Source organism: Actinomyces graevenitzii C83 (assembly GCF_000239695.1).
Taxonomy (GTDB): domain Bacteria; phylum Actinomycetota; class Actinomycetes; order Actinomycetales; family Actinomycetaceae; genus Actinomyces; species Actinomyces graevenitzii.
The window spans coordinates 630,145-646,994 of sequence record NZ_JH470338.1; the positions used below are offsets into that span (position 1 = coordinate 630,145).

A 16,850-nucleotide genomic window follows, 5' to 3' on the forward strand; every position below is an offset into this window, starting at 1 on the left:
GAATCACGATGACAAGTTACCTCGTCATGCTGCAGACGAACAGCAATCAGCCGTTCATCTTCTCCTCGCCTCGCCTGCGCGAGCAGATCGGCGCGTCCTTCGAGATCACGCTGCTGTCCCGCTGGGTAAAGGAGGAAGCTGAAAAGCTCCTCAAGCAAAAGCCTCTTCCAACCTCTTTCTGGGTCTCCGACTCATCCGGCAAAGTGATCGTCCGATTCACTGACGATGAAGGCGCCCCAAAGAACTTGGCGAAGCAACTGATCCGAGAGGTCACGCTCCGTGCGCTGACTGACGCCCCGGGCCTTGACGTCACGGGTGTCTTCATTGAGGCGACATCCAACACGGTAGATGCGGACGACCTGCAAGAGCTTGATCGTGTCTTTTTGGAGTACTCGCTGAACCGCCGCCCGGCAGCGGCACGCTTCCCGCAGTTCCCGTTCCTGGAACGCGGCTCAGAGTCCGCTCTTCCCGCATCTGCATCGCTAGGCACTCTGGAGTTCTCTCAGGAGTCCCTGCAGCCGGATAACTTCGACGAGTCCTCCCCCTTATCCCTCCCGTCGCGCGTGAAGCGAGTGTTCGCATCGACATCGCGTAAGCGGCAAGTCGACGATGTGCAGGAGCGGCTTGCGAAGCAAGGAAAGGAACTCAAACAAGAACTCCCGCTCGATCCAACCAAGCTTGCGGCTGCGTTCCAAGACGGCGAGGAGTTCGAGGACGCCAAGGACATGTTGTCGTCGGTCGGAGTCGTCCATATTGACGGTAACGGCGTTGGCGCGATCATGCGTGATCTAGGTTGCGCCCATCGTGCGGTCCAGAAGGTTGGAGTCAGTACGATATCTGATGAGGAAAGCAAAGGTTTGCAGTCGTTCATCATGGAGGTGAACCGCAGACTCGACGATGTCGTGAAGGACGCCATCGCACTTTCGTGGTACTACGTTCAGGAACTGACTCCAGATACAGTCGTTCCCATCGTGCCCGTTCTCGTGGGCGGCGATGACGTCACGGTCTACACGGATGGGCGCTACGCGATCCCCTTCGCGGAAGCCTACATCCACCATTATGAGAAGCTAACGAAGGACGACGATCTTTTGTCAGTTCTTGCCATTGTTGCTGGAGGGAAAAAGACCGACGCACCAGAGCGGGACCAATTCGAAATCGACGACTACATCATTCAAAACCCCGGCCCGCTCACGGCCTCAGCGGGCGTGGCCATCGTGGGCCGCAACTTCCCGTTCCACATCGCCTACGACCTGGCGGAAGAGCTGGTGTCGCGAGGAAAGAAGCTTGGCAAGAAGCCGGGGACGGTCCCCTGTTCGACGATCAACTTCCACGTTCTGCGCTACGCGACGGTCCTCGACCCGGACGACACGCTGGACGAGTACAAGGGCCGTGCGCAGCGCCCCTTCCTGATCGGATGCTACGCGCCGGATCGGATCGGGGACGCACCCACGACCTCGCCTGAAGAAGCACCCACTGCGAAGCCGCAGCCGTTGTCCTCCTGGGCGCGCATCCTTCAGGCGGTCGCAGCCTTCGACGGCAAGAAACCGGACGACCCCACGCAGAGCACCGGCGACCCGTTCCCGCGTGCCCGCGCGAACCGCATCGTCAAACTCCTCGCAGAAGGCGATGCCGAGAAGGCCACAACCGAGTGGAACGTCGCGCTACAGAATGCCACCGGCGCTGGACGCCTCGCCAAACAGTTGGAGCATCTTCCGCCTCATCCGTCGGACTCCGCTGGAACTGGTGATTCTCTTGAGCAGATCAAGTGGCTCCTGGACCTCATCGACCTGTCCGGGAACTTGCCCGACGGGTACCTCGCTTGTCGAATCGGCCAGGGCAACGACGACGGCTCTGCGGCAACAACAGACGATCCCACCGAAGGAGATGCAAAGTGACCACCGTTTCACATACCACTTCTCCTACCGCGAGCGGCCACGTGACCATCGTGTTCACCTCCGACTGGGGCGTGTCCACGGGCGTGGGCCACGCGGGACGCACACACTCAACAATCGAGCGTTGCGGTGACGACCCGGTCGTGCGCGGCACGGTCATCACGGGAGTCCTGCGCGAGCAGGCCATGGTCGCGGCAGAAGCCTTCGATCGAGCGATGGGCTCTTCCGGCGAGCACTGGAAGGAATTCGCCCTGTGGCTCTTCGGTCAGGACCCCGACAGCGAGCCGGGCTCAACTCCCCACCCGCGTCACGTTCTCTTCACGGACGCGACCCCGGCCTCGAAAATTCCAATCCACGACACGGTATCCCTCTCCATCGACCCGACCACGGGGACGGCGCGCGACCAGTTCCTGCGTTTCACGGAGCGCGCAGCGGCCGGCGTCCTCACGGGCACGTTCACCCTCATCGACGAGGCCGGGGGGCCTCTCTCCGTTCAGGCGACGATTGAGGCCGCGCACTTCCTCCTGGGGGTTGCGGGCCTCATGGTCCGAGGCATCGGCTCGGGCTGCAGCGGAGGCGACGGCGAGTGCACGGTGGCGGTCAGCGACAAGGACTACACGAAGACTGACCTGCAGGATGAGAAAGCCGCCGACGCGCTGACACGGATCCTGGCGAACCGAGATAACGACGACACCCCCACATATTCATCGGAAGACGTGAAGAACGTCGCAGATCACCTGCGGAACCGCGTTCGGGAGAGCTTGCGGGAGGTCCCAGCCCTGCCAAAGGATCTTCCGAAAGACAGCCCCCAAGACATCGCAATGCCTGACCTCCAGCAGTCGGAGTCCGGTAACACGACCTGGTACGAAACGTCCCTCGACATCGTTCTTGAATCTCCGGTTGTTTCCTACGAGGTCCCTTTCTCGAACGAGGTCCGGTCGTTGGACTTCCTTCGCGGAACCGTGTTGGTCCCGTGGCTGCACGGGCTGCTGCGCAAGAACTACCCGGACAATCCCCTCGTGAATTCCGCTATCGTCAGCGGTGACCTGCGTGTCAGCGATGCGCTTCCGGTTTACGAGAAAACTCCTGGTTTGCCTGTGCCTTTTGTTCTGGAGAATGAGAAGGTTCCCGAGGACAAACAAGGAGATATACAACCCTGCACGCTCTTCAACAGGCATATCCCAATCGACGATCAGGTATGTGGAGACCACACGATTCCCAGTCGTGGCAGCTATCTATTCGTTAAATCGAACGGCGCTCCCGTCACGGGGTGGATCGGGAAGCCCTCGCTGATTGGTCGACAGTCGACGGCGATCAATTCGGAGACGGGCGCAGCGAAAGATGGACAGCTGTTCCTGGTGCGTGCTCTGCCTGCCGGGTTGACGCTGCGTGCCTCGATTGTCGTGTCGAAACGACTACTGAGCGAGCTTCGCGGCACCGCTGCTACATCCACTGATTCACCTCTGACGCTCGACCTCGGCATTGCTGAGCAGCCAGCCTTCCTCGGATCCCGCAAGCTCACAGGCACATTCGGACGCGCCCGCTGCACTGTGGGTAGTACCTTCACCGAGGTGGGAAGCACCCCGCCCCCGGTAGAGGGTCCTGTCACCGATGAGGGAACACAGGCCTCGTCCTGCGAACCCACCGAGGTTGTGTCTCTGTGGTTCACGTCCGACGTGCTCGCACGGTCGAGCGCTCTGGGACCGGGCGGGAGCGTTGAGGATCTGGAGCTTGCCTTCAGGCGGGCCAACGTTCCGGTCACGGTCGTTCAGGAGAGCCCCGATCAGGACTCGGGCGACAAGAATCGTAAACGGATTCTGACTGCGATCCGACACCGGCGTGTGGACTCGTGGTCGCCGAGGGATAACGCACCTCGCGCCACGCGGCTGGCAATCCAAGCGGGTTCAGTAGTCCAAGTGCGTCTCTCCCCGGACGATCTGGGGTCGCTCAAGGTACTCGGGCATATCGGCGTCGGTGAACTCACGCCCCAGGGATACGGACGCTTCCTCGTAGACTCCCCCATCCTGGCGAAAGCGACGCTGCCCTTATTCACGACCAAGAGTATGAGCTTTACAGCACCAACGGAGGCTGTCTCATGACCATCTACCGCTACGACATGACAATCCCCGTGCGCGTCGTCTCCGCGCTGCACTCCGGCGGCGTCGATGAGGTACCTGTGCGCCCCATAACCGACGAGGACGGCCGGACTGTGCAGCCGAACGCTTTCGTGCGCAATGGGCTGGGCGAGGCGATCCTACCGGGTCGCTCCATCAAGGGAGCCATTCGTGCCGCATTCGAAGAACACATGGATGAGCTTGGCTTCAGCGAAGAGGAACTCAAGAGCCTGTGGGGCGGTGAGATGCGTCGGGATGTCGGCACTAGCAAACCGGCCCGCGGCATCGGCACCGACAAATCCCTCCCACTGCGGGCAAGCGCCCTCACCTTCCACCACGCCGTGGTGTGGGACCGCAATCAAGGCGATCTCCCCCACCGCATGAGCACGGCCATTGACCGCGCCACTGGCGGCGCCGCAGACGGTGCACTTTTCGCGTACGAGTACCTGCCCGTGGACACGACTTTCGAGATCCGAATCAGTGCCGAAGCCCAGGACCCGGCCCCAGACCCCACAAAAAACGAGGATGCACAGTCCACAACACAGAGTGAGGCAACAAAGGGGACACCGCCTGCACCCCCTGCTCTCGTCAAGAAAGCCCTGCAAGCGGTCGTGGCACTCCTCCACGGCAAGTGCATCAGCCTCGGAGGCAGGACAGGGTCCGGTTGGGGTCGCATCGAACCACTCAACGAGAATGCTAGGTATGACTGCAAGCTGGTAGTCGTCCCCGGTTCAAAGAGCGAAAAGGGGGATCCAACTAGCGTTCTTGCTAACATACTTGACCAGCGCTCGCCTGTAGACATCGAGCCTGACAAGAACCTGGACCGTCAATCTGCATCAACCAACATCAAGATTGAGTGGCAGGCTCCGGCGGGATTATTCGTCGGAATGAACAAACCCGATGGCATCAAATCCTCGGAAGAGGACACGGTACCCGCAGCGCCACTGCGCAACTGGCACCTGGATGACACGCATCGCGCCGATCACGGGGATGCTACTTATCCGAAAGTCGCGCATGAGGACAAGGCCTCGCTGCTGCTTCCGGGCACGTCGATCCGCGGGGCGTTGCGGTCCCACTGTTCTCACATCGCTCGCAGCATTGTCAGTGACAGCGAAGGTTGTGACGAACTCGGGATACCGGGTGATGTACACAAGCAGCTCGCCACCGATCCGCTCCTCGTGCGCTACTTGTTCGGGACAACCAAGTACCGGGGAGCGGTCCGCGTCCACGACTGCGAAGGGCGGATATCAGAAGAAGAGTCTCTCAAGCTCACACGCAACGCAATCGATCGAGTCACCGGAAGCGCTGCCCACGGAGCGTTGTATTCGGAACTGCTATATCCGCATGCTACATGGGATGCAATCGAGATCGAGATCGACCATGCGCAGCTATGTCGGAATATCTGTCAGGACCCCGGCGATTACGCACTTTCAACCGTGTCCGCGTCAGACCAGGAATGCGAGCAACCGGCCATTAAAAACCACCTGCGAGCAGCTATCCTGCTGCTGACCATGGCCGTCACCGACCTCTGCGAGGGAATCCTGCCTCTTGGAGGAAGGACAGGCGGTGGTCTCGGCTTCATCGAGGTCTCGCGCGTGTCTTTCGAAGGGCTACCTGGAAGGCACAAATCGGTCAGTAGGCCATTTAAAGAACCCACAAATTCCGACGATGCACGCGAGGTACGCGAGGCTCGAGCAAACTTTGCACGAAACATTCTGACGAGTATCCTCACCGCTTTTGCGGGAGATGGTGACGAAGCAACCTCGGCTGAGCAAAGAGTCATCAACCTGATTCGAGAGTGGGCGGAGCTAGGACCCCGTGACGATCAGGGAAGTTCTGTTCCCTCTCACTTCCACCCGACGACAGTGCGGATCGGGTGGAATTCACCAACGGGCGTATTCGTGCATGACCCCCAGGCAGACGACGGAAATACTCAATATCCCCTCAGGGCTAAGACTGCTGACAACAACGGGGAGAACAGCACAGCTCCCCTGCTACTTCCCGGCACCTCAATTCGCGGTGCGCTGCGCTCCAGGTGTTCGCGGATCGCTCGAACCGTACTGTATGCCGATAATCCCCCATCACAGGGCGAGAGCTTCACTCAGGCGGATAGCGATGGTAACCAGGTACCTATCGATATTCACGAGCAACTGGCCAAAGAACCACGGCTCGTGCGTTACATGTTCGGTACCACCGAATATCGTGGGGCAGTTCGAGTCCGAGACTGTACGACAAAGAACACCGGACCTTCCATCAAGGTCACGCATAATGCAATCGACCGGTGGACAGGCGGAGTCGTTGAGGGGCTGCTGTTCAACGAGGTGACCTATCCGCACGCCACGTGGAACGACATCGTCATCGAGGTTGACACCGCACGTCTTCTTCAGAATGTGAAGACCGAGTCGAGTATCGCGGACCTATCACTCGATGACTGTGTACCCTTCGCCCGAGCGTCCTGGTGTCTCCTATGTATTGCCCTAGCGGAACTCAGCGCGGGCACCCTTCCGCTCGGAGGGAAAACAACCCGAGGCCTCGGCCAAGTTGAGGTCACCGGTATCAGCATGTCTGACGCCGACGGCACGATCATCACGGCTCCGACTGAAGAACAGCTATGGCCCGGCAGACGGGGCGACAGAGATAACACGACTCCTAGCGCCGCACACACAATCCTCGCGTATCTGCGAGGCGAACTCGGCGGAAACCGAGCATACACGGGATGGGCTGATTGTCTCCCAGAATCCAATGCCGAAGCATGTGAGACCTCGACGCATAAGGACGTGAAAGCAGATGAGTGACAAAGAAACCAAGAACAACGATCACGAGGCTGCCACTGCCACTGTCCCTTGCTGTCTGAAAGTTATTGAGCACAAAATACATGGTGCTGCGGAGCTTCCTGCGCTACTGGCCCGTGTTTTCACAGACGGTAAGATAGCGGGAATTGCCTGGGCGACGGATGGTACACGATCTGTCAACGCACTAAACCCAGCAAGCCCGGGCCAGGGGCCAACACTGAAAGTGTCATCTCCCAACGGTTTTGACATCTCGCAGGTCTACGAAGCACGCATCTGGCGGGTAACCAACAACAACGGGGACGACGCCACGCTTGCTCACGAGTTCCGATGGGCGAACGGCGTGGGTGCCGTCGAGCTAACGCTCACCGAGGATACGGCTGAGGCAACGTCCGAAGGCTCGGAGTCAAAACCTGTCAGCGGGTGGTTCCGCAAGGTGAGCTATCTGCAGCACGAGTCTTCTGGCAGTGGCGATACGGATTCTGCCTCGGAACCCACCTCTGGTCGGACAGAACAGGACGAGCAATACGTCGCCACAAAGCCGATGACGGCAGTCGAGTTCATCCAAGAAGAAGATAAGTACGGAAACACGGTCGTAGTCGACCAGCTATTCACAGGAGAGTGGAAATACAATGCCTAAGATTCACGCAGCGGCAAATAGAATTCCTGTTCTACGAACCAACACCACGCTCAAGAATTACCCGGAACTCAACGACCGAGAACCAGCATCACTAGACCACTTTCCAGCTCACACTTGGAGCGGATCCATAAGATTTTCTATTACTGCAAAAACACCACTCGTTTACGGAAGTGTAGACGAAGATACTGGTGCGATCTCAGTTCCAACAACGACAATCAAGGACAAGGGGAAAGCAACACGCACGGTTCCCATTTTACCCGCGACGATGGTGAAGGGCATGCTGTCTAACGCCTATGAAAGGGTTACGTCGTCCCGCCTACGGGTATTCGGAGACTACTCAGAACCCCTCACATATCGTATGGATCCCGCAGAATGCCAAAGACTCGTCCCCACATTCGTGCAACCTAATAAGAGAAAAGCAGTTTTACTTACTGGAACCCACGACAGGCTGCCATCAGTTAAGAGAAATTACAACAGTCGACCAATTCCCGTCATGATGGCAGCAACGCTTCGAACGCGACAAGGGGATAATACAAAGTTTGCCCCAGGAATGAACAACCAACGCTTGTTAGCCATGATCCGTCCACAACAAGGAAAACGGTACCGTCAAGTACAGTTCGACGCGAAGCTTGTCGATAACGGAACATACGCATATTGGTTTATCTACGCCCTCTACACAAATTCTGAGCCATCCCAGCGAGTTCCAATATTCGACGAAAACACGCTTACCGGAGAAGACCTGCAGCAAAATCTCACTAAGCAGATCGGATACGTCTATCTCACCACAGATCCAGACGACCTTTCGAAGAACTCGACCACATTCGCCAAGAAGATGGCAGAACGCGTCTTTTTCACGGAGACACGCATTTCGCCTGAGAGAGCAACCATTCCCCCCGGAACACAAAACCACCCATCGCCGGTCGAAAGGTATTTCCAAATACTCAAAAGCTATTCGCAAAACTGGGATGCCGAAACAGGAAATACACCTAATATCTTTATCCGTCAGAGCAATATACTACTCTCCAATAAGACCAACTCCTTCTTGGCATACGCAGTGCTGTCCGAAAGCCAAGAAGGGCACAAGATAGTAGATGCACTCGTTCCCATCTCCGTCGGCCGCAACGCCTACGCGATGTCTCCTTTAGAGCTCGCACAACGCTCGCACATCGCTCCCGCCAAGCAACTCTTCGAGCTTTCACCTGCTGATCGACTGTTTGGCTACGTAGCATATAGTGACAGGTCAACTCCAGGAAGTAACGGAGAGAGCGAGCCGTCCTCTTCCTTGAAGGGACGCATTTCTATAACCGATGTAACTTATGCTGAGGGAGGGGGAGGAGTAGGAAAAGCAACCTCACCGCTTAGGCTACGCCCCCTCTTAGGCCCTCGCCCCTCCTCGGCTCGTAGATTCTTAACACGTGCCGACGGCTCTAACGTCAATTCAGACAAACAGAAGGTCCGACGAAGTCAGTACTTCTCACACGATCCTGCGCAATCCCTCGGAGTGAGCACATACCCTGTTGATAGGAATGCATGGGATAACGTTGACAAGAAGACCGGATTCCCTAAGAAAGCCCTCAAAACCGCAAGCGATTCTTTCAACGTCACCTCCGAGGTGAAGAAGTATGTTAAAGCGGGAACGAAATTCGATGCTACTATGCGTTTTGAAGCGCTGACTGAGTTTGAACTTGCCTGGCTTCTCTGGATTCTTGATTCGGCAAATCTTGTTCCACGCGCCGAACAACATAAGCCCATGAGCAGCACCCCATCAGATAAGTTCGGTTACCTACGCCTTGGCACCGGAAAGCCACTAGGTCTCGGAGTTGTGCAGATCGACCTATCCCCTAACGGTTTCCAGGCTGGCGAAACCATTGGCAGCAACACAGGTACACCCTCACTTTTCTCAGCCTACACCGAGTTGACGGGGTGTTTAGGCACAGTTGTCACGACCACCGATCCCGCTCAATTTCAGGTCCCCAAGCACTACCTGAAGACACCTTGGGTTGATGCTTTTCAGCGTTCATGCTTCGGATATGACGACATGTTTGACGTTCGGCACTTCACGCTTGATGAGAATAAGGAGAACAATCGGACGGATTGGGAGACAGGGCTCCCAATCAACGGTGCAGGAGTCGAACCCGGCGTCCTTTGGGGTCCCCAGAGTGGCGCTCCTATTTTCGTTCCCGAACGACGAAAGAAGAAACGCCGCTAACCCCTCACCACACTCCCCGACACAATCCCACGTCGTCCAGCGCTATGGCCGCGCCTAGTATGTCGGCGCGGTCGGCGCAGGATGAGCAGATGGGGTAGACGTTGATGACGTCTTCGGAGTCGGAGATGAGAGCGGCCAGCAACAAACGCACGCGCGCCAGCGTGGCGCTGTCAAGGCGGAGTTGGAACACTGATTCTTGGATGCGGTAGCCCCAGGATTCCAGTGTTTTGGCGACGCGCAGCCGGCGTTTGTTGTCGGCGATGATGTAGGCGATGATGTAGATCATCGCCAGGCAACCCCGCTCCACGGGTAGTCAGGTTCGGCGATGGCTCGCGCCAGCATCTGCGCGGAGTGGGCGATGTGTCTGCGCCACGACCCCGAGTATCCGGGGAGGGCGCCGTTGACGGATCGCTGGCAGGCGGCCTCGTACGCGTCGACGAGGATTTTCTTGCCGTCGCTGCCCAGCCACACTCCCCCGGCCTCGGCCTCAACAACGCTGTGTTCGGGCCGGAGTTTGCGCGTGCGCAGGAGTGCCATGACGGTTTGGTCGACCAGGAGTGGGCGGAACTGTTCCATGAGGTCCAGCGCCAGGCTGGGCCGCTTGTCGGTGGGCGCGTGCGCGATACCGAGGGACGGTTCGAGCCCGGCGGCGTGCAGCGCGCCGACGCACTCGGACAGGAGGATGGCGTACCCGTAGGACAGGGCGGCGTTGGGTAGGTCGTGGGGTGGGCGTCGGCTGCGCCCGTCAAAGGTGACGTCGGCGGGCACGCACGCGGAGAGCGCGTCGAAGTAGGCGTTGGAGCACGCGCCTTCGATGCCCATGATCTCGTCGAGGGTGCGCGCATCCGTGAGCGAGCGACGCCACGCGTGCATGTGCGCGGTCGTGTCGGCGACGTGCACGGTTTCGTCGCGTCGGGCGATGCGGGTGAGGACGTGGATTTTCGCGCCAATGAGGCTGGCGGCCAGGCGGACGCGCCGCTCACGGTCGCCGAAGAGGGCCACTTGCGCGAGGAGCCGACTGGCGTGCGCTCCCCTGTTGGCGCCGATGAGGGTGCCTTGGTAGGAGCCTCGCCGCGACAGGCACACGACGTCGACGCCACTGCGCATCGCCCACGAGCGCGCGCCGGCGGACAGGACGACGTTTCCGGACAGGACGATGCGCGTGACGCTGTTTTTCGGGACGGAGGTTGCAGGCAGCGAGCCGGGCGCGTCGACGAGGACGCGGCCCGCTTTGACATGGACACGCGCGCCATCGCGGCCGACATAGAGGATGCGATCGGCTTTGCCGGTGGGTTCGTCGCTGGACCGGGTGTCCCACGGGTCGATGCCGATGCTCGCGAGGGCTTTCTCCTCGTCAATGTACTGGGTTGTCACGTCGGTGAGGCGCGCGCCCGCGCCAATGGCTGCGGCAGCGACGGTGTCGATGGCGTCGGCCAGGCGCTGTTCGTTTGGTGGCCGCGAGCATGAGGGTGATTCCCACGCGCGAGTAGAGCAGGCCTCGCCCGGTCGCGTACCTGTCAAGGTCGAGCAGGGCCGCGTCGGCGAGGACGCGCATGAGCGGGTTTGGGTCCAAGCCCCCGGCGAGTTCGTCGATAATGGTGGCGTCAGTGTCGGGCAGGCCTAATACCGAGAGTGCCGCGCGGGTCACGAGGCCCGGGTCGGCCGGGCGGATAGTGGCTCGCACCAGGTGGTGGTTGCCGTGGTCGTAGTCGTCGGCGACTACCCTAGTGAAGGCGTCGTGTCTTGCGCGCGTGTCGTCGTAGGTGCCGTGGGGGCGTTCTGCGATGAGTCGCGTTCAAGGCTTTCGCGCACCGATTCAGCCAGGAGCGCCCGGGTGACGGGGTCGGCTGCTTTAATGGTTGTGGCGTCGAGGCGGGCAATGGCCGGTGGGGTCCAGTTCTGCTCGGCGAGTTCTCGCAGCTGCGCTTCGCCGAGGCTTTGGTGTCCGCTGTCGGGGGCGCAGGTGAGGAGGCGGCGCCGCGCGCGCACGAGCGCGTCTGGGGAGTATGCGTCCGCCATGAACGAGGTCGTGGCACGTGTCGTCATCATCGTTCCTTCCCGCAAGCAACCTTACAGTTACGCTACAACTATTCAGGTGGCCTGCCTCCCGACACGCCGACGTCGACAGGAGTATCCGGCGGGAAAACCGCCTCGGAGGCCGCCGGTGGCGATACACCGTATCGCAACGAAAAGTCTGATAATCTGACGCCGTGCTTGCGGATTGGATTGGTGCTTTTCCAGCCCCTGGCGATCCGAGGTGACGTTTCCCCTGGTCACAGGGGGCGTGACACGCCGTACAGTCAGAAAGCACCGAGCGCCAAACGGTGCATTAAGACAAACTTCGATTGGCCGTAACAAAAATATAAGGTACCTGTCAGAAAGCACCGAGCGCCAAAAGGTGCATTAAGACAGCTGGTTCCAGCGTTTTTTAGCGTCTTTGCCGGTCTGTCAGAAAGCACCGAGCGCCAAACGGCGCATTAAGACTTGATGGCGAACCTGACCACTTCCCCGAGGAGGGAGTCTGTCAGAAAGCACCGAGCACCAAAAGGTGCATTAAGACATCATCCAGGCCAGCACTACACGCATGTCTACCCAGGTCAGAAAGCACCGAGCGCCACAAGGTGCATTAAGACAAGGTTTCGCCATCTGCTTCGCGTTGGTGGATAGCTTCCGTCAGAAAGCACCGAGCACCAAAAGGTGCATTAAGACAAAACCCACATTCGTTCAGGGGGTAAAGCCTGTAAATCTGGTCAGAAAGCACCGAGCACCAAAAGGTGCATTAAGACATGTAGTGGCTTGTTACCCATAGCTTTTATAGCTACTGCGTCAGAAAGCACCGAGCGCCAAAAGGTGCATTAAGGGCTCTTCAGAGTTGGGTGTGGGTGGAGGCATCTAGACCTCCTGCGATGAGGAGCATTCGGAGTTGGTAGCTGGTGGGGTTGCGGTAACCTCTGGCGATTCGTCTGCCCAGCTCGATAATGTCCGTTGATGGCTTCCGTGGAGCCGTTGCTGGCTCCGCCGGTATCCAAGTAGGCCAAGAAGGCGTCCTTCCACTTGCGTAGGGTCCGCCCCTAGGCGAGCGATTTCGGGGATGGGACAAGCTGGTAGGCGCTGGATGAGACAAGCGACCAGGCGTTGGCCTTGGGCGGGTGCGGCTTGGTGGAAGACCTCGCGCACTTGCCCAGTGAAGGTAGGCGACATCGACACTGATATGCGCCTCATCTGCCACGAAGGCCTCACGGAGGCGTTCCTTTTGACGTGAGGTGAGCCTGCATGTGTGAGGCGCGCAAAAGAAGCCGGATCTGATATAGGGGATCGCCCTTGCGTCCACGGTGACCAGTCGTGTCTTGCTGGACGCGGCGACGGCATCGATGGCGCCGGCCAGGCGCTGCTCGCTTGGCGCCGCGAGCATGAGGGCGGTTCCGACGCGCGAGTAACGCAGTCCTCGCCCAGTGGCGTACCTGTCAAGATCAAACAGAGCGGCGTCGGCTAGCACGCTCGCGATCGGGTTGGGGTCCGAGGCCCGGGCGAGTTCGTCGATAATGGGCGCGTCGGCGTCGGGGACGTCCAGTGCCGAGAGTGCCGCACGGGTCACGAGGCCAGGGGCGGCCGGGCGGATGATGGCTTACGCGAGGTGGTGGTTGCCGTGGTCGTAGTCCTCGACGAGTCCCCTGCTGAATGCATCGTGTCCTGCGCGCGTGTCATCGTAGGTGCCGTAGGGGCGTTCCGCGGCGAGGCGGCGTTCGAGGCTTTCGCGCACCGATTCAGCCAGGAGCGCCCGAGTGATGGGGGCAGCCGTCGTGAGAGTGTTCCTGTCAAGTGCGGCGATGCGTGGCGGCGCCCAGTCGTGGGCTGCGAGGACACGGAGTTGTTCGTCGGTGAGGCTTCCCGGCGTGGAGGTGTTCGCTCTGGTGGGGTCGGGGTGTGCTGTGAGGAGTCGGCGTCTGGCGCAAGTGAGGGCTTCGGGGGTGAGCGCTTCTCTCAGGGACGAGGCCGTGGTGGGTGTCGTCATCGTCGTTCCTTCCACTCAACAACCTTGCGGTTACCCTACAAGTGTGAAGTGCTGTGACTGATCGACACGCCGGTGACGGCGGCGATCTCCGAGGCAAAAGCATCACCAGAGCGAGTCTGCGGCGATGCCAGCATTTCCAACGAATAGTCTGATATTCTTCCCTTGTGCTTGCTGGTCGGAGGGATGCTTTTTCGACCACTGGCGATCCGACGTAACGTTTCCCCTGGCCACAGGGGGTACGACACGCCGGGCAGTCAGAAAGCACCGAGCGCCAAAAGGTGCATTAAGACATGAAAGACCAAAACTTTCAGAAATTCTCTGGCAGATCGCCAGAAAGCACCGAGCGCCAAAAGGTGCATTAAGACTATACGGGGCGGCCAGTGAGAGGATTTACCAGGATGGCCAGAAAGAACCGAGCGCCAAAAGGTGCATTAAGACAGTCGTACCGAGAAGAACAGCAAGATCGTCATTTGGCTTGCCAGAAAGCACCGAGCGCCAAAAGGTGCATTAAGACACAAACGTGAACGCCATCACGTAATCGATGACAAGCCAGAAAGAACCGAGCGCCAAAAGGTGCATTAAGACGTAAGTTCACCGATTTTTTGGGAGGCTTCGCTCAGGTCGTCAGAAAGCACTGAGCACCAAAAGGTGCATTAAGACGCGTGCTGTTCCCGTAGCGTTTTTGCCATTTTCGTCAGAAAGCACCGAGCACCAAAAGGCGCATTAAGACTCGTTGTATCATTCCGTAGATAATCGAAGGAATTGAGAGTCAGAAAGCACCGAGCACCAAACGGTGCATTAAGACACTTTAATTGACCTATCAGCCATACGTCCTATACCCCGTCAGAAAGCACCGAGCGCCAAAAGGCGCATTAAGACACTCATGGCATGGCCTTAACACTGGCGTTTACAGGGTGGTCAGAAAGCACCGAGCGCCAAAAGGTGCATTAAGGGCTCTTCAGAGTTGGGTGTGGGTGGAGGCATCTAGACCTCCTGCGATGAGGAGCATTCAGAGTTGGTAGCTGGTGGGATTGCGGTAGCCTCTGGCGATTCGTCTGCCCAGCTCGATAATGTCCGTTGATGGCTTCCGTGGAGCCGTTGCTTGCTCCGTCGGTATCGGAGTAGGCGTCGAGTGCGTCCTTCCACTTACGTAGGGTCCGGCCCAGGCAAGCGATTTCAGGAATGGGACAGGCTGGTAGGCGCTGGATGAGACGAGCGGCCAGGCGTCGGCCTTGGGCGGGTGCGGCTTGGTGGAAGACCTCGCGCACTTGCCCGGTGAAGATAGGCGACGTCGACACTGATATGTGCCTCATCTGCCACGAAGGCCTCACGGAGGTGTTCCTTTTGGCGTGGGGTGAGCCTGTGGCGCGAGGCGCGCAAAAGATTGCGGACCTGGGTAGAGGGGATCGCCCTTGCGCCCACGGTGACCGGTCGTGTCTTGCTGGACGCGGGCGGCGCACCTCACCTGGAGCGTGTCCAGCGAGCTTGACGATATGGAAGGCGTCGAGGACGCTGGTGGCGTCTTGGAGTTGATCGTCGATGGCGTTCTTGCTGTCCCTGGAAGGGGTCCAGCGCCGTGGGATGGTCCTTCCCTCGCGTCAGGTCCACGATGCCGGTGAGCTCACGTGGGCCCCGGCGGCGTCGGTCCTGGTGATGCCATACGCGCTCATCAACCCCCAATACCTGCACGCCTGCGAACCGGGCGGGGTCATCAGATGCGGCTTGCAGGCACGGCTTGATGTGGGACCACACGGTGTTCCACGTGGTTGCCAGTTGTCGAGCCAATCCTGCTATGGTGGCTCCTTCGAAGCGCAACTGTCGGATCGCCCAGCGGATCGCCCGCACACCCAAACGCGCCCGGGGTGCACACACCTTCTCGCTGTGCTCCAGGAATGTCACCGTCTGGCAGGTGCGTTCGCGGCATATCCAGCGTCGCTTAAGCCATCGGATCCGCACCGGGACCCCGGCCCAGGGCGCGTCGATCACCTCCACCACCACGCGCCCGTGGCCTTGTGCGATTCAGCCCACAACCCGGGCAGCCCGTCAGCTGGTTGCACGACTCAACATCAAGCACCAGAGCATCTGGGGTGCGAGCCACGCTCATCAGATGGAAGCCCTCCAAACTGACGGGCAGATCACACCGATCACAACGATCAAGCGACACACAGCAGCAGCAGGTAGGGCCAGACACCGCCCGAGGTCTTTGAAGACAGCGGGGGTTGAAGTCCGCTCATCACCTGGGACCTCGATCTCTACCCGCAACCCCCGCTCACCCACACTCAACTCGGAAGAGCCAGTTTGATCGAGGCCCTGGTAGTGCACGCGGGAGACTACGGCATGTCCGTGTCCGAGGAGCTGCGCCCGAAGATGAAAGAATCAAGCGCGATGGCCAAGGCCCTGCGCGCCCTGGACGCCCTGCCCCACGCACCCACGCGCCACGCCCGCGAGGCGGCGGAGGCGCTCAGCGCGGCGCGTGCGCGCCGAGATCGAGGCACCCCTGCGTGACCTGATCCGCTGGGGACTCTTGACGTACTGAGCGGTGTTGTGTGCGCGGGCGCCGCGGCTGCAGGGGCAGTCGCGGCGCTTGGCGTCAGGGCGTTGTTACTTGTCTTTCGGGGTGGATGCAGTCCGGGCCTCGTGCATGTTTACTCGCCGTAGTGGAAGCGGCAGGAAATGATCCAGAGGGCTTTGCCGTCGTCGCTGATCTGGTAGATCAGGCGGTGCCGTGAGTCGATCCGGCGTGACCAGTACCCCGAGAACTCGTAGCGAAGAGGCTCAGGCTTGCCGATCCCCTCGTTTCCGTTGCGCTGGATGTCCTTGATGAGTGCGTTGATGCGCTTGAGGGTCTTGCGATCCTCGAACTGCCACCAGACATAGTCGTTCCAGGCCTCCTCATCCCATGTGATGTGCATGGTCAGTCCTCGTCGAGCTCAATGAGGTCGTGAACGACGCCCTCGCCAGCGCGGTGACGTGCGATCGATTCGCGCAGGTGGCGGGCGTTTGCGGGGGACTGCATGAGGTAGACGGTCTCCATGAGGGACTCGTACTCGTCGAGGGCGATAATGACGGCGCTCTCGTGGCCCTGTCGGGTAATGACGATTTCCTCGCGGTCGTTGACGACCTGGTCGAGGACCTCGGCGTAGCGTGCGCGTGACTCGGTGTAGGTCATGGTTTTCATGGGGTGCTCCTCTGCT

13 protein-coding genes are annotated in these 16,850 nt (G+C 59.6%); 6 read left to right on the plus strand and 7 right to left on the minus strand.

The genetic code is table 11. From position 1 onward, the window contains the following. Nucleotides 1-8 precede the first annotated feature (8 nt). From HMPREF0045_RS02790 to HMPREF0045_RS02810, 5 genes are read left to right on the plus strand one after another with little or no spacing between them, the layout of a single operon-like run. Complete coding sequence (locus tag HMPREF0045_RS02790) at nucleotides 9-1,895, plus strand: hypothetical protein (protein WP_005985290.1); 1,887 nt, start codon at nucleotides 9-11, stop codon at nucleotides 1,893-1,895. Beyond that, entirely contained in the window at nucleotides 1,892-3,991 is a 2,100-nt protein-coding gene (locus tag HMPREF0045_RS02795; protein WP_005985292.1) for a hypothetical protein, read from the plus strand. Before HMPREF0045_RS02790 ends, HMPREF0045_RS02795 begins: the two co-directional genes overlap by 4 nt. Beyond that, nucleotides 3,988-6,801, plus strand: coding sequence for an RAMP superfamily CRISPR-associated protein (locus tag HMPREF0045_RS02800; RefSeq protein WP_005985294.1), 2,814 nt, complete (start codon nucleotides 3,988-3,990; stop codon nucleotides 6,799-6,801). Before HMPREF0045_RS02795 ends, HMPREF0045_RS02800 begins: the two co-directional genes overlap by 4 nt. Further along, nucleotides 6,794-7,435: a hypothetical protein gene (locus HMPREF0045_RS02805; RefSeq protein ID WP_005985296.1), complete on the plus strand. Its 642-nt coding sequence runs from the start codon at nucleotides 6,794-6,796 to the stop codon at nucleotides 7,433-7,435. The genes HMPREF0045_RS02800 and HMPREF0045_RS02805 overlap by 8 nt, the downstream gene beginning before the upstream one ends. Continuing rightward, nucleotides 7,428-9,644: an RAMP superfamily CRISPR-associated protein gene (locus tag HMPREF0045_RS02810; RefSeq protein ID WP_005985299.1), complete on the plus strand. Its 2,217-nt coding sequence runs from the start codon at nucleotides 7,428-7,430 to the stop codon at nucleotides 9,642-9,644. Before HMPREF0045_RS02805 ends, HMPREF0045_RS02810 begins: the two co-directional genes overlap by 8 nt. Before the next feature lie 4 nt (nucleotides 9,645-9,648). On the opposite strand, the gene cas2 is transcribed toward HMPREF0045_RS02810, so the two are convergent. From cas2 to HMPREF0045_RS11295, 5 genes are all read right to left on the minus strand, one after another. Then, nucleotides 9,649-9,930: a CRISPR-associated endonuclease Cas2 gene (cas2, locus tag HMPREF0045_RS02815; RefSeq protein WP_005985301.1), complete on the minus strand. Its 282-nt coding sequence runs from the start codon at nucleotides 9,928-9,930 to the stop codon at nucleotides 9,649-9,651. Then, entirely contained in the window at nucleotides 9,927-11,018 is a 1,092-nt protein-coding gene (gene cas1 / locus HMPREF0045_RS02820; protein ID WP_196793390.1) for a CRISPR-associated endonuclease Cas1, read from the minus strand. Before cas1 ends, cas2 begins: the two co-directional genes overlap by 4 nt. A gap of 345 nt (nucleotides 11,019-11,363) precedes the next feature. Beyond that, complete coding sequence (locus HMPREF0045_RS02825) at nucleotides 11,364-11,690, minus strand: hypothetical protein (protein ID WP_005985304.1); 327 nt, start codon at nucleotides 11,688-11,690, stop codon at nucleotides 11,364-11,366. A gap of 1,579 nt (nucleotides 11,691-13,269) precedes the next feature. Beyond that, nucleotides 13,270-13,656: a hypothetical protein gene (locus tag HMPREF0045_RS02830; protein ID WP_005985312.1), complete on the minus strand. Its 387-nt coding sequence runs from the start codon at nucleotides 13,654-13,656 to the stop codon at nucleotides 13,270-13,272. Nucleotides 13,657-14,603: 947 nt separating this feature from the next. Next, complete coding sequence (locus HMPREF0045_RS11295) at nucleotides 14,604-15,239, minus strand: transposase (RefSeq protein ID WP_081466776.1); 636 nt, start codon at nucleotides 15,237-15,239, stop codon at nucleotides 14,604-14,606. 784 nt (nucleotides 15,240-16,023) lie between these two features. Here HMPREF0045_RS11295 and HMPREF0045_RS02835 point away from each other — a divergent pair. Beyond that, entirely contained in the window at nucleotides 16,024-16,161 is a 138-nt protein-coding gene (locus HMPREF0045_RS02835; protein ID WP_155813077.1) for a hypothetical protein, read from the plus strand. A 140-nt stretch (nucleotides 16,162-16,301) separates the two neighbouring features. Here the strand turns inward: HMPREF0045_RS02835 and HMPREF0045_RS02840 are convergent, their stop codons facing one another. Then, entirely contained in the window at nucleotides 16,302-16,568 is a 267-nt protein-coding gene (locus HMPREF0045_RS02840) for a Txe/YoeB family addiction module toxin (protein ID WP_005985319.1), read from the minus strand. A 2-nt stretch (nucleotides 16,569-16,570) separates the two neighbouring features. Next, nucleotides 16,571-16,834: a type II toxin-antitoxin system Phd/YefM family antitoxin gene (locus HMPREF0045_RS02845; protein ID WP_005985322.1), complete on the minus strand. Its 264-nt coding sequence runs from the start codon at nucleotides 16,832-16,834 to the stop codon at nucleotides 16,571-16,573. Between the last annotated feature and the right edge of the window lie 16 nt (nucleotides 16,835-16,850).

Coding starts and splice junctions, on each gene's coding strand:
- HMPREF0045_RS02825 (WP_005985304.1), bottom strand. CDS start 11,690: ATGACGACACGTGCCACGACCTCGTTCATGGCGGACGCATACTCCCCA.
- HMPREF0045_RS02805 (WP_005985296.1), top strand. CDS start 6,794: ATGAGTGACAAAGAAACCAAGAACAACGATCACGAGGCTGCCACTGCC.
- HMPREF0045_RS02840 (WP_005985319.1), bottom strand. CDS start 16,568: ATGCACATCACATGGGATGAGGAGGCCTGGAACGACTATGTCTGGTGG.
- HMPREF0045_RS02810 (WP_005985299.1), top strand. CDS start 7,428: ATGCCTAAGATTCACGCAGCGGCAAATAGAATTCCTGTTCTACGAACC.
- HMPREF0045_RS02845 (WP_005985322.1), bottom strand. CDS start 16,834: ATGAAAACCATGACCTACACCGAGTCACGCGCACGCTACGCCGAGGTC.
- HMPREF0045_RS02830 (WP_005985312.1), bottom strand. CDS start 13,656: ATGACGACACCCACCACGGCCTCGTCCCTGAGAGAAGCGCTCACCCCC.
- HMPREF0045_RS02835 (WP_155813077.1), top strand. CDS start 16,024: ATGAAAGAATCAAGCGCGATGGCCAAGGCCCTGCGCGCCCTGGACGCC.
- cas2 (WP_005985301.1), bottom strand. CDS start 9,930: ATGATCTACATCATCGCCTACATCATCGCCGACAACAAACGCCGGCTG.
- HMPREF0045_RS02800 (WP_005985294.1), top strand. CDS start 3,988: ATGACCATCTACCGCTACGACATGACAATCCCCGTGCGCGTCGTCTCC.
- HMPREF0045_RS02790 (WP_005985290.1), top strand. CDS start 9: ATGACAAGTTACCTCGTCATGCTGCAGACGAACAGCAATCAGCCGTTC.